The organism is Hyperthermus butylicus DSM 5456, assembly GCF_000015145.1.
GTDB classification, from domain to species: Archaea; Thermoproteota; Thermoprotei_A; order Sulfolobales; family Pyrodictiaceae; genus Hyperthermus; species Hyperthermus butylicus.
Window position 1 is genome coordinate 1,629,186 of record NC_008818.1, and the last position, 17,337, is coordinate 1,646,522.

General features: G+C 51.6%; 27 protein-coding genes and 1 tRNA gene. 6 read left to right on the plus strand and 22 right to left on the minus strand.

The window, feature by feature from the left end; genetic code table 11:
* Positions 1-30 precede the first annotated feature (30 nt).
* From HBUT_RS08510 to HBUT_RS08520, 3 genes are all read left to right on the plus strand, one after another.
* Positions 31-1,452 (plus strand): ribonuclease FAU-1 family protein, encoded by a 1,422-nt coding sequence (locus tag HBUT_RS08510; protein ID WP_011822761.1) that lies wholly within the window; start codon positions 31-33, stop codon positions 1,450-1,452.
* Between the two features lie 67 nt (positions 1,453-1,519).
* Positions 1,520-1,607: transfer RNA gene (locus HBUT_RS08515), tRNA-Leu, on the plus strand.
* A gap of 271 nt (positions 1,608-1,878) precedes the next feature.
* Positions 1,879-2,082, plus strand: a complete 204-nt coding sequence (locus HBUT_RS08520; protein ID WP_011822762.1) for an aCcr1 family cell cycle regulator — start codon at positions 1,879-1,881, stop codon at positions 2,080-2,082.
* 29 nt (positions 2,083-2,111) lie between these two features.
* Here the strand turns inward: HBUT_RS08520 and HBUT_RS08525 are convergent, their stop codons facing one another.
* Positions 2,112-2,384, minus strand: coding sequence for a stationary phase-response protein (locus HBUT_RS08525; RefSeq protein ID WP_011822763.1), 273 nt, complete (start codon positions 2,382-2,384; stop codon positions 2,112-2,114).
* 139 nt (positions 2,385-2,523) lie between these two features.
* On the opposite strand from HBUT_RS08525, the gene HBUT_RS08530 reads away from it, so the two are divergent.
* Positions 2,524-2,943 carry an Sjogren's syndrome/scleroderma autoantigen 1 family protein gene (locus HBUT_RS08530; RefSeq protein WP_011822764.1) on the plus strand — a complete coding sequence of 140 codons (420 nt, stop codon included), beginning with the start codon at positions 2,524-2,526 and terminating at the stop codon, positions 2,941-2,943.
* On the opposite strand, the gene HBUT_RS08535 is transcribed toward HBUT_RS08530, so the two are convergent.
* From HBUT_RS08535 to HBUT_RS09935, 6 genes are read right to left on the minus strand one after another with little or no spacing between them, the layout of a single operon-like run.
* Positions 2,915-3,319, minus strand: coding sequence for an aconitase X swivel domain-containing protein (locus HBUT_RS08535; RefSeq protein ID WP_011822765.1), 405 nt, complete (start codon positions 3,317-3,319; stop codon positions 2,915-2,917). The two genes, HBUT_RS08530 and HBUT_RS08535, sit on opposite strands and share 29 nt — an antisense overlap.
* Before the next feature lie 17 nt (positions 3,320-3,336).
* On the minus strand, positions 3,337-3,471 hold the full coding sequence (locus tag HBUT_RS10095) for a hypothetical protein (protein WP_267195206.1): 135 nt from the start codon (positions 3,469-3,471) through the stop codon (positions 3,337-3,339).
* Positions 3,458-4,537: an aconitase X catalytic domain-containing protein gene (locus tag HBUT_RS08540; RefSeq protein ID WP_052287782.1), complete on the minus strand. Its 1,080-nt coding sequence runs from the start codon at positions 4,535-4,537 to the stop codon at positions 3,458-3,460. Before HBUT_RS08540 ends, HBUT_RS10095 begins: the two co-directional genes overlap by 14 nt.
* Before the next feature lie 42 nt (positions 4,538-4,579).
* On the minus strand, positions 4,580-5,869 hold the full coding sequence (locus tag HBUT_RS08545; protein ID WP_011822767.1) for a UbiD family decarboxylase: 1,290 nt from the start codon (positions 5,867-5,869) through the stop codon (positions 4,580-4,582).
* Positions 5,857-7,056 carry a Clp1/GlmU family protein gene (locus HBUT_RS08550; RefSeq protein WP_048061591.1) on the minus strand — a complete coding sequence of 400 codons (1,200 nt, stop codon included), beginning with the start codon at positions 7,054-7,056 and terminating at the stop codon, positions 5,857-5,859. The genes HBUT_RS08545 and HBUT_RS08550 overlap by 13 nt, the downstream gene beginning before the upstream one ends.
* Positions 6,998-7,834, minus strand: a complete 837-nt coding sequence (locus HBUT_RS09935) for a hypothetical protein (RefSeq protein WP_011822769.1) — start codon at positions 7,832-7,834, stop codon at positions 6,998-7,000. The genes HBUT_RS08550 and HBUT_RS09935 overlap by 59 nt, the downstream gene beginning before the upstream one ends.
* Before the next feature lie 32 nt (positions 7,835-7,866).
* Here HBUT_RS09935 and HBUT_RS08560 point away from each other — a divergent pair, with 32 nt between their 5' ends.
* Both HBUT_RS08560 and HBUT_RS08565 read left to right on the plus strand, forming a co-directional pair.
* Positions 7,867-8,469 (plus strand): RAD55 family ATPase, encoded by a 603-nt coding sequence (locus HBUT_RS08560; protein WP_011822770.1) that lies wholly within the window; start codon positions 7,867-7,869, stop codon positions 8,467-8,469.
* On the plus strand, positions 8,454-8,960 hold the full coding sequence (locus HBUT_RS08565; RefSeq protein ID WP_011822771.1) for a CDP-2,3-bis-(O-geranylgeranyl)-sn-glycerol synthase: 507 nt from the start codon (positions 8,454-8,456) through the stop codon (positions 8,958-8,960). Before HBUT_RS08560 ends, HBUT_RS08565 begins: the two co-directional genes overlap by 16 nt.
* A gap of 20 nt (positions 8,961-8,980) precedes the next feature.
* Here the strand turns inward: HBUT_RS08565 and HBUT_RS08570 are convergent, their stop codons facing one another.
* From HBUT_RS08570 to HBUT_RS08640, 15 genes are all read right to left on the minus strand, one after another.
* Positions 8,981-9,172 (minus strand): RNA-protein complex protein Nop10, encoded by a 192-nt coding sequence (locus HBUT_RS08570; RefSeq protein ID WP_011821460.1) that lies wholly within the window; start codon positions 9,170-9,172, stop codon positions 8,981-8,983.
* 15 nt (positions 9,173-9,187) lie between these two features.
* Positions 9,188-9,991 carry a translation initiation factor IF-2 subunit alpha gene (locus HBUT_RS08575; protein WP_011822772.1) on the minus strand — a complete coding sequence of 268 codons (804 nt, stop codon included), beginning with the start codon at positions 9,989-9,991 and terminating at the stop codon, positions 9,188-9,190.
* A gap of 102 nt (positions 9,992-10,093) precedes the next feature.
* Positions 10,094-10,294, minus strand: coding sequence for a 30S ribosomal protein S27e (locus HBUT_RS08580; protein ID WP_011822773.1), 201 nt, complete (start codon positions 10,292-10,294; stop codon positions 10,094-10,096).
* A gap of 1 nt (position 10,295) precedes the next feature.
* On the minus strand, positions 10,296-10,583 hold the full coding sequence (locus HBUT_RS08585) for a 50S ribosomal protein L44e (protein WP_011822774.1): 288 nt from the start codon (positions 10,581-10,583) through the stop codon (positions 10,296-10,298).
* Positions 10,584-10,653: 70 nt separating this feature from the next.
* Entirely contained in the window at positions 10,654-11,103 is a 450-nt protein-coding gene (locus HBUT_RS08590; RefSeq protein ID WP_011822775.1) for a hypothetical protein, read from the minus strand.
* 26 nt (positions 11,104-11,129) lie between these two features.
* Complete coding sequence (locus tag HBUT_RS09125) at positions 11,130-12,272, minus strand: DNA primase small subunit domain-containing protein (protein WP_011822776.1); 1,143 nt, start codon at positions 12,270-12,272, stop codon at positions 11,130-11,132.
* 3 nt (positions 12,273-12,275) lie between these two features.
* Complete coding sequence (pcn, locus tag HBUT_RS08600; protein ID WP_011822777.1) at positions 12,276-13,016, minus strand: proliferating cell nuclear antigen (pcna); 741 nt, start codon at positions 13,014-13,016, stop codon at positions 12,276-12,278.
* A gap of 16 nt (positions 13,017-13,032) precedes the next feature.
* Entirely contained in the window at positions 13,033-13,308 is a 276-nt protein-coding gene (locus tag HBUT_RS08605; RefSeq protein ID WP_048061592.1) for a hypothetical protein, read from the minus strand.
* Positions 13,301-13,645 carry a transcription factor S gene (locus HBUT_RS08610; RefSeq protein ID WP_011822778.1) on the minus strand — a complete coding sequence of 115 codons (345 nt, stop codon included), beginning with the start codon at positions 13,643-13,645 and terminating at the stop codon, positions 13,301-13,303. Before HBUT_RS08610 ends, HBUT_RS08605 begins: the two co-directional genes overlap by 8 nt.
* Positions 13,646-13,720: 75 nt before the next feature.
* Positions 13,721-14,053, minus strand: a complete 333-nt coding sequence (locus tag HBUT_RS08615) for a hypothetical protein (RefSeq protein WP_048061593.1) — start codon at positions 14,051-14,053, stop codon at positions 13,721-13,723.
* Positions 14,037-14,354: an RpoL/Rpb11 RNA polymerase subunit family protein gene (locus HBUT_RS08620; protein ID WP_011822780.1), complete on the minus strand. Its 318-nt coding sequence runs from the start codon at positions 14,352-14,354 to the stop codon at positions 14,037-14,039. The genes HBUT_RS08615 and HBUT_RS08620 overlap by 17 nt, the downstream gene beginning before the upstream one ends.
* A gap of 6 nt (positions 14,355-14,360) precedes the next feature.
* On the minus strand, positions 14,361-15,011 hold the full coding sequence (locus HBUT_RS08625; protein ID WP_011822781.1) for a DUF2067 family protein: 651 nt from the start codon (positions 15,009-15,011) through the stop codon (positions 14,361-14,363).
* Positions 15,012-15,037: 26 nt separating this feature from the next.
* Positions 15,038-15,643 carry an exosome complex RNA-binding protein Csl4 gene (locus HBUT_RS08630; protein ID WP_048061594.1) on the minus strand — a complete coding sequence of 202 codons (606 nt, stop codon included), beginning with the start codon at positions 15,641-15,643 and terminating at the stop codon, positions 15,038-15,040.
* A gap of 88 nt (positions 15,644-15,731) precedes the next feature.
* The gene (locus HBUT_RS08635; RefSeq protein WP_011822783.1) at positions 15,732-16,136 is read right to left on the minus strand and encodes an METTL5 family protein; all 405 of its coding nucleotides are present in this window, start codon (positions 16,134-16,136) and stop codon (positions 15,732-15,734) included.
* Positions 16,137-16,299: 163 nt separating this feature from the next.
* On the minus strand, positions 16,300-17,337 hold the full coding sequence (locus HBUT_RS08640) for a 2-(3-amino-3-carboxypropyl)histidine synthase subunit 1/2 (RefSeq protein ID WP_011822784.1): 1,038 nt from the start codon (positions 17,335-17,337) through the stop codon (positions 16,300-16,302).

Sequence of the window (17,337 nt, forward strand, 5' to 3'; positions counted from 1 at the left end):
CTCCCCGGAACACCCTAGGGAGAACAAGCCTTGGCAACGCCAGCCAGGAGGATACCTAGGGTAAGGGTTAGGGGTATCTACGCGACAGCCCTGACAAAACTGGTAATCGATATGGGTTTTCAAGTAGTCCAACCATCGAGAATCATAGCTGATAGGTTTAGCCTGCCAATGCTGACACTGCCAGCTGATGTTACGATAAAGGATAGCGACAACAACCCATCAGAACTGCTCATAGTGGGATATGAATGGGCTGTAAATATTATACTCGAGAAGCTAAGGGATACACTCCCATACTCATTCTATTGGCGGAGCAGCCTCCCCCTACACTCCACGGTCAAGGCCAGGGTTATTGGCCTCCGCGACAATCGCTGCATAGCACGCGTCGGTGATGTTGAGGCAGAACTTCTCGTAGATAGGAGCGAGTGTATTGAGGACCGCGAAGTTGTTGGCGGCGTTGTTAGACCCGGCGTAAAGCCGAGAGAAACCCCGAGGATAGTGCCGGGAGCAAGGGTGATAGGAGACTACGCAATACTGATCGAGTCCAGCGAGCCTAGGGTAACGATAAGCGAGCATGTTAGGAGCCCGGAGAAGCGAGCACTACTAGCAGCAATAGCTACGAGCTTTACCGAGCAAGGCTACGCTGTACACTGGCGTAGTAGTAGCCAGCATGCCGAGAGGGAGGAGTTAGAAAAACACCTTAGGCAGCTACGTGAGGCGCTAGCCGAGGCTAGGAAGAGGGCTGAAGAGGGCCCGCCCGGAGTGTATAGCGAAGGAGAAGCCGTGGTACTAGTGCATCTCAGCTCTGCAGACAAACAGAAGCTGGACGAGATAAGGGATAGTGTTGTCGCAACGATTCCCTACCACCATACTGTAAAGAGCTTGCAGCCAAGCCTCTCAAAAGTCATAGACTACGCCGAGAAGGTGAAGGCCCTCGGCGTAGACTCAGAAAAGCTCGTCCGTGCACTGTTAGAACTCGTAGCCGAAGACCTAGCGTCCAGGCGCAGAATTAGAATCCTACATGTTAAGCCCAGCGGCGAATACATAGAGCTTGGAAAGGCAGAGATAAAGTCGGTATATGTTGAAGACAAAAGCCTCGTAATTGTGCTCGAGAGGACTGTAAAGAGTCGAGGAGTCTATGACGGCCTAGGTGTTGAAAAGGAGCCTGGAGACAGGATAGTAACGGAGGTTAGGACGGACGAGTGGATAGTAAAACACACATACTATGCTCCCGATGGCACAGTCAAAGGCACATACATAAACATAAACACACCACCAGAAATAGCCGAGGATGCAATAGTATACCTAGACCTTGAAATCGACATAGTCAAGAAGCCCGGCAAGAAACCAAAAATAGTAGATGCGGAAGAGCTAGATAAGTACCATGAACAAGGCATAGTGACAACCAAGCTGAAGGAAAAGGCCCTCGAAATAGCGAGGAAACTAGCAGGCTAGCCAATCACAGTAAAGCTATTAGAACCCACCCAGACCACAACACCATTTTCCTACGGGAGCCCAGGCTGCGGGGGTGCCCGAGCCAGGTCAAAGGGGGCGGGCTCAGGACCCGCTGGCGTAGGCCTGCGTGGGTTCAAATCCCACCCCCCGCACCACCCTCCTCTCCTCAACTAGTTACGGCAAATCACTGTACGGCTTCCCAGCCTCAACAGTTGCCCAGCTGGACATGCTCAGCTGCCTAGGACAGTATTATTGCACATATGCTTAATTTGGTAGTACCGGCATGTATCTTGTATAGGTGGAGGTTGCTGGAGGGAGTACCGCCTCCTTCTTAGTTTCGGTGTTGTCTCCCCCTCTCCCTAGGCTCAAGTTACATACATCCTCATATCACATGTTACGGTAACACTGGATAAGTGGGTGTCACGTATGCAGCGTATTGTCACATTTAAGATCGAGGAGGAGCTACTAGCGTTACTCGATAGGTATGCTAAGTCCAGGCGTCTAACTAGGAGCGAGGTCATACGTGAGGCTATTGAGAAGCTATTGGAGAGCGAGGGTATACGTGTTCCTAAAAAGCCTTCTCCGCCACGCTATGATCCACGAGCCCTAGTTATCGAGGTTGCTATCTAGCCCTTGTTGTTTTTGACGCTTTCTGGATGTTAGTCCCTTACTGTTTCGAGTAGGGTTATTACGTTCCATATGAGTGTCCTGGCATAGACTGGCATGTTTGGATCCTGGCTTATCTCGTCTAGGATGCTTATCGCGTTGGCAGCTCTTACGCCCGGGCTTAAGCTCTCGTCTCTAAGCTGTTTTATGGCCTCTGTTGCTGCACGCCGTATGTTTCTCGGTACAGCGGTATCATTGATTATCCTCATGAGTATCATTATTGCTTGTCTTATCTTTGCCTCGTTGTCATAGGCTGGTGCGGCCACGGGACATCACCCCACTATGCAAGCTCTGAGTATTTGGGTGCTGCACTCTCGGGGTGGTGTAGCCGCTGAGTTTAGCTGTGGCTGTCTAGCTTATTAGCTTACACTTCTCCCTAACGGTTTAGTAGGGGTTTAGGGAGCTATGACGACTAGTGTTCCGCGCGACCCGAAGGTTATGAAGAAGATGGCTGACCTGCTGCGTGCCGGCGCTACCATGCTCGCTGAAACCTGCCCCATCTGCGGGCTTCCACTGTTTAGGCTTAGGAGTGGCGAGATCGTATGCCCCATCCATGGCAGGGTGTACATTGTCCGTGATGAGAGCGAGGCTGCACGTGTCGAGGTTCAAGGTGTACTCGAGGAACTCGAGAAGGTGGTTGCACGCAGTATAGGCGAGACATTGTCCCGTGAAGGGCTTACAGCAGAGTCTCTGGAGAGGCTAAAGGACCTACTCGATGTGCTTGAAAGGGTTGAACGTATACTTGCGCTGGTTCGTGAGACTAGAAGCAGCACCAACGGTGAGAGTAGGAGGCAGACTAGCACTGGGCGGGAGCGGAGAGAATAGCTTGGGGTGGTTTAACCTCTAACATCGCCTTCGTACCAGCTTGAAGTCTTGACATGTCCTCCTCGGTTATGCCTTCAGCTAGCGGGATTTCTGCGAGTACGGCGCCAGCTACCAGCATGGGCTCAGCCTTGGGTACAATGAGGCCTGCCGGTGCTAGCCCCTTCCGCCGGAGGGCATACATGATGTATGGACCTACTGTACTTCCCCTTGAGCCCCGGAAGACCAGTATTTTGCCAGCTATACTACCGACACCCTTCAATACCCCTGTATCGGGGTCTACCTCGCCGTAAAACGATATACTCCTATCAACTATGAGGAGAGGGGCACAAGCTCTACCCTCTACGAGGCCTCGGAGGAGCAGCCGTATACCCTGCAAGTCCCAGCCCCCTGGGGCTAGTCTCCGTAGAGCTTTATGAACTCCTTGAGCGTTGATAGGGCCACCCTGACTCCATGTCTCTTCGGCAGATAGAATGCTGTCTTAACAGAGTCTGTTGCTACAACATCTACCACACCTCTAAGCCTTGACACAACAATACATGTACCTGGTAGCAGATGCACATTCTTGCCGCGTAGCTTGGCTGCAAGCGTTTTTACCCCAATTGGGTAACTTGCCTGGAAGAGCTATCCACATGGGCTTCCTGAGTCTTCTTACTCCACTGCTCTCTAGAAGTGTAAGGACAGTATGGACTATGCTCCAGTCGTGATGAGGGCATCCGGTGAAGAATACATCTGCCTCCTCGAGGCTTGCTGTCTCGACAAGCTCACGCTCGGCCTTCAAATCCCTCGCTGTAACCTCAACAGTTTCAACCTTCTCGGGTGCTCCACGATCTTCAGGCGAGTAATTGCGTACAATACACATTGCCGTGTTTCCAGAGGCTGCAGCTGCACCACACATTGATATCACCGCACGGGTACCCTCAAGCTCCGCGTCTATGTATGGTAGCTGGTCCTGGTAGCTTCGGCCCACTAGATGCCCCAGAAGTCCTGCTGCAAGCTCGTCGAGCACAATGTTCTTCACACGGATCAGCATGGTTGGCTTCCGATTCTCGTCTAGGTGAAGGCCCCAGTAGTAGATGCGACCGGTTAGCGCTGCCGCTAGGGCTACCGGGCCTCCCTCCCTGTTAGTCCTCGCCCCGTAGAGTGTATTTGCAACGGCTACCGCGCTAGACTCTCCCCACGCCAGGTGCTCACCGGGCCTGGGGCGTCGCAGCTTGTAGGGTATACAAGTCGCAGTGAACTTGAACCCCATACGGGTTAGCGCACGTATTATTCGGAGCTGCTTCTCCGCCTCTGCAGCCCCAACCAGGATAGCATTGTCTTCCCATAATCCCTCCTCGGATAATGGTATGCCGGTAGGGTTGAATGTGGCATGAACCCTTACCCTGCCACCCATCCTGGCAAGCTCTTCTATGAATTCTAGCCCTACATCACCTATGTTGAAGTATGATATGCCGCTGACATGCGCATGGGTTATTTCCACGAGTCTTTCAGCGCCCAGAGCCTCTCCAACACGGACAATAACCGTTAGCGCCTTACGCACAGCCTCGCCGTACTCGCCACTAAGCATACGTTCCTCCTCACGTGTAAGATACATAGCCGCTTACACCCTTGCTATCGCTCAACCCTCACTGCGCGACTATGATCCCGGTATTATGGGCCTAGTGTACCTGCTCCTCTCCCCAATGGGTACAGTAGCATCCACGATGAGCTTGGCTGTTAGCCCGTCGACAGCACTTGGGTCGAGTGTTGACCCCCTCGCATGGGAGACTATGACTATGCCACGGTCCGCCTGGAGCCTCGTAGCTATAGCCCACTCCACTTGTTGGGGGTCATCAGGGTCTATGTCCGCGTCAACCACCACTACGTGCTTTAGGCTTGGATGGCCTGCTAGCGCTGCAAGCCCAGCATTCTTGCCATCTCCATCATGCTGTTTTTCTATCGAAATGACAGCATGTAACCACATACCCGAACCAGGTGTAAGCCTAACCTTTACCACACGCGGCACAACACGGCGTACAGCATCGTATATCGAGGCTTCGCGAGGGAAACCCATGAATAGCTTGTGCTCCGTACCTCCCGGCAGTATAGCGTGTAGCACGGGCTCGTATACCTTGTTTACGTAGATAGACTCTACTTTCAGCTCCGGCTCGCTGCGTACGTTATCGTAGAGTCCTAGCAGGTCTACAAAGGGTCCTTCGGAGCGCCGCTCTGGCCCAAGTACAGCCTCTATAACCATGGATGCCCCACAAGGAACTGGCAGCCTGTACCTGGGGGTCTCGCAAACCCTAAGCCCTCCAGTTAGTGCTGCAGCAAGCTCTAGCTCGAAGACTCCAAATGGAGGGCTGAGTGCAGCTGCAAGCATTATCCTGGGATCCACACCCACAACGACTGCTACAGGTGTCGAGCCACCACGCTCCATTAGTATCCGGTAGAGGTGGCGTGGGACAACCCTAACAGCTGCATAACTATAGTCGTCGCTAACCATTATACGATGTATCGACGCATTACAAGCTTTACCATTACACGCTATGAATATCGATGATGTCACATATAGTCCTCCATCACCTTCATAGAATCTCAGTGCTGGCAGCAGATCCAGCCCCGAGCCTGCTTCCTCAAAGTAATCGCTAAACTCGCCTCTAGCAAGGCTCTCTGGTTTTAGCGATAATATTTTCTCGTAAGCTGACATATCACTATCGGCTTCGAGGAGCATGTATAGTATCTTGCGACTATATACTATGTTTGAAGCGAAAACATAGGGTAGCTCCTTAATATTGTAGACAGCTACTGCACGTCCATCAAGCTGTGCAGCAAACCTTGCAGCTTCGTAGACTCTGCTGAGCCTACCTTCTGCCCAGACTATTGATGCACCCTTCTTGACCAGATGCTCTAGTACCGGGGCAAGCGCACCATCTAGATTACGCATCTCAGTGGCCTCCCAGTTTCTTCTAGCTCCTCACTTAGCCTAATGTTGCCCAGGATTAATCCCTTAACCTCGCCCCGATAGGGTGTTAGCACCCTTATAACTCCGCTGGCAAAGTCTATCTCCTTCACTATTGCCAACCCTTTTTCCTCGCCATCACTGCCAACCAGGGAGGCTAGAGCATTTACTGCGAGGTTTATGTCTAGTATGTAGACTTGCTTTTGCAAAGTCTGCGATGCTTTCTCAAGATTCTGCGGGTTCGGTTGACCGTTGGTGACAACGTATACCGTGTCGTAGGTCTCACTAGCAGCTATAACCGGCACCTGGAGAATCTGAGCCAGCCTTGCCGCCTGCTGAGGTGGCAACCTTTCTCCGCTAAAGAAACAAGAGCCCATTATTGAGACTGAATCTATGTATATCATTCTCTCGTAGAGGGGCTCAAGATATCTACGATAAGCTTCTCTACGTAGGCTCCTCCTCTCTACTCTATCTCTCTCACGCCTAACACTCGGCATTGGTAATAGCGTAACGCCACATGGGATACCCGCGAATACATGTCTAACCATCGCATAGAGCTTCTGGTCTCCTATAACGAATACTGCTGATACCCCCGTGTAGCGCGCAATCTCAGCCTTGTACTCTATCGAGTTTAGCCCTTGAACCCAGCCATCGGTATCTATTGCTATTACCTCTGCGCCACGGCTGAGGAGCCGGTGTACTAGCTCCACGACTGCTGCTACTATCCGGCGCTCGCTACGCTGTGGCGTTATGTTGCCTATGAACCTTATGTGGTCTGCTCTGAGTTCCCGGAGCCAGAGTATAGGCTTATCCACTAGAGCCGCTGAGACAGACGCTGGTGGGCCTACATCCGCTTGTCCGACATCAGCATCTACTACTCCTACCCTAAATCCGTAAAGTAGTGCCCGGTTTACCACTAGTGCAGTAAGGCTAGACTTGCCAGCATCTGTAGGACCCAGGACCATTACTCTTTTACAACCACGTCTCAGTGTGCTATCTACAGCCGAGACCCACGCGTCGAGAACTTCCTCGCCTGGTTGAGGGCTCTCGACGGCTGCGCCGGCACCAAGCTCTACTTCAACAATGCTATCGTCTAGTGCTTTAACGCCATAGCTACGGTAGCTGTGTATGCTGAATTCGGCGCCGGCACCGAATATTGCGCCTAGAACCATGACTTGTCCCGATGCTACGCGTGCTCTCGCTGGACCCACGATTCTTACTATCCTGCCTGGCTCCATGTAGAGCCTCATCCTCATATTGTTCACCCTCTACCAGCCATGTGTTCTCCAGTACTCTGTGCATCTTCGTATAGACGCGTAAAGCTATCTGTATAGCTGCCAACACGTCATCGTTAACTGCATCACTTGCACCCTTGAGCCCATAGGCTCTAAAAATATTTGACTCGTACTCGTCTACCAGGTATACCCTTTCGCTACACTTGAGCAACTTACCACGTATACTTAGAGCCTCCTCGTAGACTGCCGGCGATGCACCTATACCTGCGACAAGCTCCCTATGTGTCCTCAGGGCGCTGCATATGTTTGCTAGTAGGTTCCCCTTATTCGCCTCGACCCCCGCTAGAAGCACCGATCCCGCAGCCAACACCGCATAGGCGATGCGCGTTGCACCAACGTCAATACCTATGCTGGCCTCGCGCACTCTCCACAAAGCCTTAACGATGCTTAAGGCTGTGCCTATAGTGTTCTCCTTAGCATCCGTCGGGTCTACGTAGAGAACACGGCATCTCGAACCATGCTCCCACATCCCTAGACGAATGCTGCCACGCTCCACAATGATTATGTCACGTCCTCCACAGCTTGGTGGAGCATTCGGGATAACATACTCTATCTGCAGGAGCTTAGCTATGCGAGCCACTAGCCTCACTATCTCCGGGCTAGACGCCCACACTATTATCCTGCTGGTAGTCCCTACTGTTTTAATCCCGGACAACCCCCTGGTGCTGGTTCTCCTGGGAGGCTTATGTGGCTATATGCAGAAGGCTGCTGAGGGCCATAGAGTGGCCTACAACACTACTGGTATATGGGCCTGCAGGGAGCGGAAAGACCCTCCTAGCTCTCGAGCTTACAGCGCACCAGTGTAGAAGCGGAAAATGCCTGTACATAACTACTGAAGGTGTACAGTTTCTCGAGAGGGCAGCAAAGCTGAAACTTAGTGCTGACCAGCTAGTGGTGCTCCAGGTCTTTGACTACCTTGACCTACTACATATTGTTAATCTACGCCAGCTGCCACTCTATAATATCGTTGTTCTTGACTCTGTAAGCAGTATAGCACGTGAAGGCTCCGAAGAGGCCTTGAGAACCTTATCTCTGGTTTCAGCACTTCTATACCGCGTGTACGAAGAATACATGGTTCCAATACTGTATACCGCACAGCTATCCTGGAAGCCAGGAGAAGGCGAGAAGCCTTCTGGAATAAAGCCTCTAAGCCTGTGGCTTAGAGCTATAGCTCGACTTGAACGCGTTGGGCAGAGATATAGGCTTATCATCGAGGAGCCAGAGCATAACCGCGGATGGGAGTTCAGCTACAGAATTACGGAGCGGGGACTTGTATGGCTCAATTGTTAACCCCTCTAGAGTCCATACTTGCTATCATTCCCGCACTAGCAGCTAATGGTGCACCCGTCCTGCTAAAATACCATGGAACACCAATTGACGGTGGCAAACGCTTCCTGGATGGAAGGCCGGTTCTAGGCCCGGGAAAAACTTGGGAGGGACTGGCAACCGGAATTCTCTACGGCTCAGTTATAGCCCTACTAGCTGCCAGTGCTACCTGCAACCCCAAACTCTACGCTGCAGGTGTATTTGCAAGCATAGGCGCCATGCTCGGGGACATGCTGGGAGCCTTTATTAAGAGGAGGCTTGGCCTGGAGAGGGGTGCTCCAGCACCGCTACTCGACCAGCTGGACTTCTATAGTGGTGCTCTACTAGCACTCTACGCTGCAGGATACGTAGTGCACCCAGCTGTAGCACTCACATTCACACCAATAGTAATTGCGCTCCACAGGTTAACAAACATGGCCGCTAATAGGCTGAGACTGAAACCTGTGCCATGGTAGGAATCGAGCAGCTATTGTTGCTAGGCTTGACTCTCGCTGCGCGGTATTAGTCCCGCAAGCATCTTCATCCTATAGCGATATACTACATACTTGTCCTCGGGGGAGAAGCGTGGCGGATGCGGTACAGCTACGGGGCCCCCACAGACTGGGCAGCGGTCACGTTGCAGCGTGTACCTGCCACAGACTGTACACTTCCTCATGAGCCACTGCACGGGGTTCACCCGGGCTTACTGCTTCTCCCTCGTAAAGCTAAACTCTACACCCAAGCTCTTAGCAGTCTCCTCACCCTCCTCAAGAGCCTTAGCTAACGCCTTCTCAAGCGTCTTATAGTCGTATGCTTCCAACTCAAGCCTATACCTTGGTGCTCCTACAGTGTATAGTTTAACCTTTATGTCGGGAGACGAGTTCTCAATAGCATCTTTCACTGTTAGCAACACCTTTTTAACTCTCTCAATACCATCGCCAGCCAGACTTCTAACAGTGAGAACGCCAGCTATCTTTACACGCTTAACCTCCACATGCCTCTTAATTTCCTCAAGTAGCGGTTGAACCCACTCCTCTGGGACTCCTGCCTCGCGCAACGCTTGCTCGCCGCGAATGACAACCTCCTCAAAGGCTGCCATGAGTTCTCCATAGTAGTCCTCAAGCTTCTTCCCCACAGCCTCATAGGCCTCCTCGAGGCTCTTACCGAGCTTTTGCGCGACCAGCTCTAGTATCCTCTCAGCTTTCTGAGCTCTTTTCCATTCCATCATCTTCCTGCGGCGTTCGCTATCGGTTACACGTTTTAGCGAGACGTCAACCTGCTTTTTCCTCTTGTTAACCCTTATAACCTTGACAACTATCTTCTGACCAGGCTTAACAACATCGTGTATGCTGCGAACCCAACGGGAAGCAACCTCGCTCCATGGCAGGTATGCCTCGAGACCACCGTATTCGTCGAGTGTAAGGTATGCACCGTAGTCGTATACCTCCTTTACAGTCGCAACCACGAGTTCTCCCACGTCTGGCAGCTCCTTCCTCTGAATCGGCACCCTGTTTCACCGAGAAAGCTGGATAGAGAGCTGGGAGCCCTAAAATATTGGATGCGTATCCGTAGCTGAGACTAAAACCCAGACTAGAGGAGGCGGTAGTACTTAGCCTAGGACACGTACCACCTGGCCAAGTATCTTAGCCTTACCTCCTGTTGGTTCTACTAGCTGTGCTCCACACACAAGGCATCTCGCTGGGAATGTTGCATGGCTGAATATCACTTGCTCATTACCGCAAACCGGGCATCTCACTAGGAGGAACCTGCTACGCGGCTGTGGTACTAGTATCTTGAACTTACTGACCATGCTAGTGCCTCACCTCCACCAGCTCTACCTTCTTGAGCCTAATACCCCGGCGGTGTAGTATGTAACCACACTTCTGACACTTAAGCTTTAATACTATCTTCTTTGTAACTTTCGCGAAGCGCTTCTGCTCCGGCTTCCTCTTGCTACCATAACCCTCTTGCTTTCTCCTATACCTCCTCTCGCCCTCAGCTAGGCTACGTCTCTTGCCATGCTTATATACCGTAACACTGTGCTGTGTATGTGTACGGCATCGGGGACAATACGTTATAATGACCTTTGGCACCTTCATGGCCTAGCCGCCTCGTAGACTCCCCTAGCGTGCCCATCACACCCTAGGCAAAACCCGCCTTAAAACCCTACTATTGCTCCCGAGCCTCCTTCAGCCCTGTCTCTACTAGGCGGGCAAACCCCAGCTCAACCAGTCCAAGGGCCTTTATTGTTTCTAGGCACGTGTAGTCACCGCGACGGTAAAGCCTGCCCTCAAGCTCTACTGAAGCCTCAAAAATTACCGGTGCACAGTTTGTTGAACCAAAGTACAGTGCAGAGGCCAAACCTCGGTATGCATTTGCTTTCTCACTACTAAATCCTAGAAGCTTGAGAGCAGCTGCAGCTGTATCGGCTACCGCGCTGACGATATTCATGTAGTTCTCGACTATGCTCGGCAGGCTGATAGCTCTCCTATCAAGAAGTGTTGAAGATATACCTTCATGCAACGCTTCTACTATGGCTGAGGCAAGTTTTCCATCACGTCTATCAATTAGATCTCCTAGGAGCCTCACAGCACGCTGTAGCATGTACTCCTCCGCCATCGTACTATTCACCTCCCTCTGCCAGCCTACTGGGCTAGGACTGCCACACCCTTAGCCATTAAGTATACAGCTACTGGGGCAGGAAGGCGGGGGCTATCACCCTCGCGTAGCTTCAGTCTATTACCCAATATGGTCACCGAGCTAGGGAGACTCGTAACAACACGTATCCTCACTGGGGGCTCGCGTGCAAAGGGTGAAAGCGTCTCATCTACTACGAACTCGTCTAGCTCATCAACAGTAACTGGTTTTACTAGGAGACCCGTCTTGCCGTTTATGCTGTAGGGTACACGTATAAGCCGCTTAACATCAACGGAAACTTGCTCGTCAATCTCGACACCTATGAGCTGGCGAGCCTTATCCTCGTATTCTCTAAGTTCCTCACTATAAGTTGTAGAGGGACCCTCCACAGCCTTTACAATATCTATAGCGCCGTCGCGGAGTGCTAGGCGTCGTATAATCCTTGCAACCCTACCCCTCGCACCCGCAAGCTGAACGTTTGGCGGTATGGGTATAGGCTTCCCCCTCCTCACCTGCAGCATTGTCCATGGCTCAAGTACGTCGGCACGGAGACCGAGAGCCTTAACATAGTTTACTATTTCACGCCTAACATCTGATCCCGCCTTTGCATAATCATCGAAGTCGTCAAGGTATACTGTTACGTGGAACCCTCTATGCCCCGAAAACTCTATAGCTATGCGGGACTTGTCAAAGCCCAACTCGTAGACAAGTATGTCGTACAATATTTGTGCTCTGAGAGCAGCAGCCCTCATGCATAATGCCTCTTCTATAAAGCTAGTCTTCCCCTCAATACCACCGTCAACCTCTACTATGCTGCCACTACATTCCGGCAAATGATCTGCGTCAATATCAAATGTTAGGTCAGCCGAGCGCCACCCCTTAGCATCCATGTCGTCTGCGCCAGGCTGGTCGTAGCGTGCTGAGGAATAGTAGAAGTGCCGTGGCGCTTTCTCGACTAGTAGCCTATGTACAGCCTCTGTACTCGCGAATGAGAGGTGCCGTAGATAGCTCTTACCTGTCCAGGTCTGGAGAGCAAACTCGCGTAGGCTAAAGTCTCCGGGTAGTTTGACACGCGCCCTCTCATAGTACTTGCGGGTTAGGTGTTCTAGGAACCTGCGTGTCCTCATTACGGGATCCTGGCTTCGCGGCATGCGCTAGTCTACCCTCGGTGCTATGAGGAAGCTGAATTTTGCCCCTTGCTGGAGTTCATGCTCTATGAGAGCGGGCATGTCGCTGCTAAACTTTATCGTTATAGTGTCTGCAACCCTAGCAGCACCGGATAGATCGCTGAAGTATTCGAGCGTATAGCTGGCCTGCTGCGTATCCTCAACCTCCATCTCTATGATGCTACCGCTCTCCCGCGTATAGATTATTTCAGCCTCACCAATATCACTTGAAGAGACTACCTTAAACTCGTCCTGGGATGCTATGAACCTTATAACATCGCCTATAAGCTCAACATCCTTTATCGCATCGCGATACACGTCACTCATAACTTTCACTATCGCCTTGAACTCTAGCTGTGGCTCGGGAAGCTCCTCAGCAGTAATATCGAGGAGCGGCAATGTAAACTTCCTATACCCCTTACCTATGAACGCGAACGAGACCGTATTGCCATCAGAAGTTATCTCAAGCTTGTCCTCCTTCGAGGCTCTACGTAGAACCTTAGCTACATCCTCAAAGTTTACTCCCAGCTCAACCTTAGAGTCTACCTCGAATACCTCGAAGGAGTCTCGTGGAAATCTCATATTCAACATTATGACATGTGATGGGTCCATTGCACGGAAGAGGAAACCCTCCTCGGGATCTACAACGAATACCCCCTCCTCTATAACCTTCGATATAGCTGACACTATGTACCTCCAAATCCTCGCATCAAAGAATACAAGCTTCAATCCCTATCTACCTCCCCTACCTTTCTTCTACACCCGCTACGTTATGTACTTGTTTGAGAGGCCGATTAGAGCCTGGCCCCACCTCACCCTCCACACGGGCTCTCTTGCACTCTCTAACCAGCGCGTAGGCTTGGGCTAGGCCTGCTTCGGCCAACCGTAGTGCTCGCTCTATGTGGGGCCTAGAGGATATCACTGGTGGTGTACGGTTGTAGGCCTCGAAAACATCCTCGTATAGCTTGCGTAAGAGCCTATAGAAGAATTCGTAGTGTATGCACACGTTGCTGCTAGTCATACTCCCTCCACACGTAGCCGCAGCTTACGCATTTGAAGAACCTTGTGGGTGGCTCGTCAGCACGACGGGTCTGCACAACCCAGACATACGCCTCGTGGTAGCCACACCGTGGGCATACCGCCTTTGTCTTAGGCATTGCCTTCCAGTTTACATTGGGGTCTACAACTACTATCCTCTCCTTCTCACTATGCTTTATCTCCTTGCGCAGTACCGCAAGCTGCGCCTCACTAGCCTGGCTAAGCTCTTCAGTATAGCCGCAGCTCGGACAAACCCAGACGGTACGGTCGTTAGTCCTCCTCAGCGTCATTAGCGAACCACAGCGCGGGCAGAACTTCACGGCACACTACACCCCGCTACGCTGTTTTGACCGGTCTGTAGCTAGCCGGAGAAACTGGGCACTTTTGAGCTAAGCTTATGAGTTTTGTTCGCTAGCGTGTGCTAGTAATAGGCTCACACCCCTACATAAATCGTTTACAAACACGTAGAAACAATCCATGCAGCGCCCAAGGTAGTCTTCGAGTTTCTCAACAGATCTCAAGCCTAGAGCTTGAGCAAGCTCTTGCGGCCATACAATTCTAACCTCATATATGAATGTTGAAGATCTAATAGCTCGCAGTAACTCGTCAAGCCTCTCCGAGAAGAATAATGCTTCAACACGCGTGGAGCCTCTAAACACTAAAGCTATGTGGCCAATATCCCCACAGCTGTGGAAAAGTAGAAGTCTCGATTCAGGCTTTAACTTCACACTTTTCACCGCTTTCAAGGGCCCGGTCAAACTCTTCGATGAACTTCTTTGCATCAGTTATTATGTCCTTGAGAACCTCCTCCAGTACATCTAGCGGATCGCGGCTCCCATCCGTACTTAGCACGATCACAGGGTTTGAAACTAGGGGGTGCGATATTATGTAGGAGGCGTAGACTACGCCGGGCTTGCGTATTGCATACTTTGCTATTAGGTTGGCTATTGTTTGGTCCTCACCCTCCAGCTCAACCTCTATAGTGTTGGCTTCTCGTTTTAGTAGCTTAACCCTGCCAGCCTGCGGCATGGCCTGCTACTCACCTAGCTGGTCTAGTGGAGCCTCAGCCCCCTTAAGAAGTACCGCTATCTTACGTAGCCCGCGGCGCCATTCCTCCCGGAGTTCGATACCCTCCTCTGTTTCTTCGAGTACACGGCTGCGAAGCCCATACTCTATAACCTTTTCAGCGGGTTCTTGCAGGCCTGCTGCTAGTGCTGCTATCATCCTCTTAGCTGCCGTACCTTTAACCCTAAACCTAAGCTCGTCAATGACCTCCGCTATGGTTCTAGCAACTTCTACAACAACATCTAGCGGCGCATTAGTTGTTATTCTTGACTTGTCGTCGCTGAGTTCAGCCTTGTAGCCGCGTAGCCTTAACGCATATACTAGTGACTCTGGCGGAAATGTGCGACCAACTTCTCTCACAAGGGCCTCTATGCTGGCCTCCATGCCCTTTGAGAGTCGATATAGCTCCCAAAGCTCGGAGACTGCTTGACGTACACGATACCATGTGTCCTTGATCTCGTACTCGGTACCGACCACTTCAAGGAATAGCTTGTTTCCTTGGATACTGATTTCTGCATAGCCTGCCTTGAAAGCTGACGAGACTTTCTCGTAGATCTTCTCCAGGGGGATTCCCGGCGGCAGGTTTATCGTGTAAAGCTTCCTCTTTATAACCCTTGGCAAGCCAAGCTACACCCCCTAGGCCCCTCCTACCTCTTACGTCTAACAGTTAGCACGTAGAGGGGTGAGACCTTCCTCTGCTCTTCATTGCCGCAACGTAGGCATACGAGCTTGTTTGACCCTGGTACACGGTGTAGGGGTGCTCCGCAAACCGAGCAGAACGCCATTATGACACCATCCTGCGGCCTCTTTATGGAGAGTACGTAGACCGGTGCTGGGGATAGGCTTGTCGCTCTGAGAATGTCACCTGGCTTTACATAGTCGTATATGCTTCTTTGCTGCGGCGAATCACTAGCCTGTAGTATGTGGAGTATGCCGGTGAAACTACCGTTGTAGGGTACTAGCCTCTCATCAGCAAATATTTTTACAAGCATTAGTTCCTCGCGTGGTGCGCCAATAGCTACACCGTACACAACACTATTCCTCCTAGGTAGCCTAGGCTTACCGGTTACCGGCTTGACACTTATGCGGCGGTTAGCAAAGTCTATCTCGACCTGGCCGAACCTTGCAGCCCTTATAACGCCATCATCGACGTAGACACCGTCACCAGGCAGAAACTCTTCAATAGTGCATAGCGGCTCGCCGGGGAAGACCCTGCGTCCCCTAAGCTCCGCTATTGGTGCCAAAGCAGTCATCCCGGCAACTTACCTCCTCCTAGCCACCATTTGCTCTTACTGATGCGAGTATAATAACCGGTACACGGTGCACCTTCTTGACATGCGTTTAATAGGTAGCACGGATGGGGAAGACGTGATGCTCAACAACCACGATTCTATAACCTAGCTCTTTAAGCCTAGCCTCAAGGAATCCTAATGCACCCTCAACATCCTTGTGTATCGAAACTATAAGCTCGGCGCCAAGCATTGATGCTGTACGTAGAAACTCTACATCAGCCCCCTTACGATGTACCCCGAAGGGTGGATTCTGGAGCACACAGTAACTAGCCCTTCGGAGAGGAAGGTGCCTCGCATACGCCTGGACAAAGTCTACTAGGAGCACCCCATAGAGCTGAGAGTGGACAGTCTCCACTAGCTGTCGTTCATCAATATCGATGCCTATGCTATAGGAGCCTAGAATTAGTGAAGAGGCAAAAGCTATCATACCAGTTCCAGTGCCCAGGTCAACCACAATTCCACAACCCTGAGCCATTATTGCCATTCTAGCTGCTAGTTCGGGCGGAGTCCTATATTGTTCGAGCTCGCGTTTAGGCCGCGTAAATTCTGGCACATATCTCTCTAGGGTAATCACTATCCTTGAGAGTCTTGGTAGCTCCTTAATGCTACCTCACCCTCTACCAGGGGAAACGGTACCTCTCCAGCCTACCCGTGATAGCTACAAACGCTTCTCCCGGCGTTAGTACGGGCTTCCAGTAGTCACCAAGATCCTCTATTGCAAGCCTGGGACAAGACGTTACTATGAAGGCATCGTAGTCGTCTGGCGAGAGATTGTCAAGGTATTCCCTGCTAAGCCTCTCACTGTATAGCAGCCTATAGCTTTTGCCAGCTCTTCGGAGGAGCTTCGTGACTGCCTCAACGACGCCAGGCCTATACTGGCCGGGAAGCAAGCCTACTATTACCCCAAACCTATCTGCACTCATCGCTTGTCTTATCACCCAGTATCGTTTTGCAAGCCAGCGCCTCGCAGTACCCGTTACATTCTCCACAGTCCCGGTATATGGATCGGCACGGTAGACAGGCTTTGAAGCCTCTAGGGCCAGTGCTAAACCTATGGCGTGGAAGTAGCCACCGGCAATAACAACATAGGCGTCCGCATTGCTCCTCACTAGTGGCTGGTAGTAGCAGCCGAGAATCCTAGCTGCCGCCTTAACCTTGACCCCCCACTTCGCTAGGAGCTCTGCAACACGTATACCGAGCCTCTTGTGCTGGGCTGGGAAGCCTATGGCTAGCGTTGGGGCTTTTACGGTTTCGACGATCCGCGTTGCAAGACTGGAGAAGTCAGCACCAACATACTCACCCTCAACATAGAATACTCTTGGCGGTGTGGTGTAGAGGCATCGGCTACCCATACAGAGGGGGTAGGGGTACTCGTCGTGGCCTATGTGTACTATGGCGTCCACAAATCCTTGACTGAGGAGTTGTAACGATGTGCTACAAGACCCGTAAACTGGCTCGAGGCGGATGATTACCTCGATGTCCTCCCCTAAACATTCAGCTATGATGCTGGAGAGTTTTTCGGAGAGGTGCAACATGCCAGGAGGTGCTTCGAGGAGAAGCCTCTTGTAGCCATACCTCCGGACATGCTCTATGAGTTTGGAAAAATCGAAGAGATAACCATCAACTATTCTTACACAGTCAGAGCTTCTGCTCAC

Excerpts from the sequence above, each read along its gene's own strand:
- HBUT_RS08520 (WP_011822762.1), top strand. The coding sequence starts at position 1,879 with ATGCAGCGTATTGTCACATTTAAGATCGAGGAGGAGCTACTAGCGTTA.
- HBUT_RS08530 (WP_011822764.1), top strand. The coding sequence starts at position 2,524 with ATGACGACTAGTGTTCCGCGCGACCCGAAGGTTATGAAGAAGATGGCT.
- HBUT_RS08540 (WP_052287782.1), bottom strand. The coding sequence starts at position 4,537 with ATGTATCTTACACGTGAGGAGGAACGTATGCTTAGTGGCGAGTACGGC.
- HBUT_RS08545 (WP_011822767.1), bottom strand. The coding sequence starts at position 5,869 with ATGCGTAATCTAGATGGTGCGCTTGCCCCGGTACTAGAGCATCTGGTC.
- HBUT_RS08550 (WP_048061591.1), bottom strand. The coding sequence starts at position 7,056 with ATGGTTCTAGGCGCAATATTCGGTGCCGGCGCCGAATTCAGCATACAC.
- HBUT_RS08565 (WP_011822771.1), top strand. The coding sequence starts at position 8,454 with ATGGCTCAATTGTTAACCCCTCTAGAGTCCATACTTGCTATCATTCCC.
- HBUT_RS08580 (WP_011822773.1), bottom strand. The coding sequence starts at position 10,294 with ATGGTCAGTAAGTTCAAGATACTAGTACCACAGCCGCGTAGCAGGTTC.
- HBUT_RS08585 (WP_011822774.1), bottom strand. The coding sequence starts at position 10,583 with ATGAAGGTGCCAAAGGTCATTATAACGTATTGTCCCCGATGCCGTACA.
- HBUT_RS08590 (WP_011822775.1), bottom strand. The coding sequence starts at position 11,103 with ATGGCGGAGGAGTACATGCTACAGCGTGCTGTGAGGCTCCTAGGAGAT.
- HBUT_RS09125 (WP_011822776.1), bottom strand. The coding sequence starts at position 12,272 with ATGCCGCGAAGCCAGGATCCCGTAATGAGGACACGCAGGTTCCTAGAA.
- HBUT_RS08605 (WP_048061592.1), bottom strand. The coding sequence starts at position 13,308 with ATGACTAGCAGCAACGTGTGCATACACTACGAATTCTTCTATAGGCTC.
- HBUT_RS08620 (WP_011822780.1), bottom strand. The coding sequence starts at position 14,354 with ATGCCGCAGGCTGGCAGGGTTAAGCTACTAAAACGAGAAGCCAACACT.
- HBUT_RS08630 (WP_048061594.1), bottom strand. The coding sequence starts at position 15,643 with ATGACTGCTTTGGCACCAATAGCGGAGCTTAGGGGACGCAGGGTCTTC.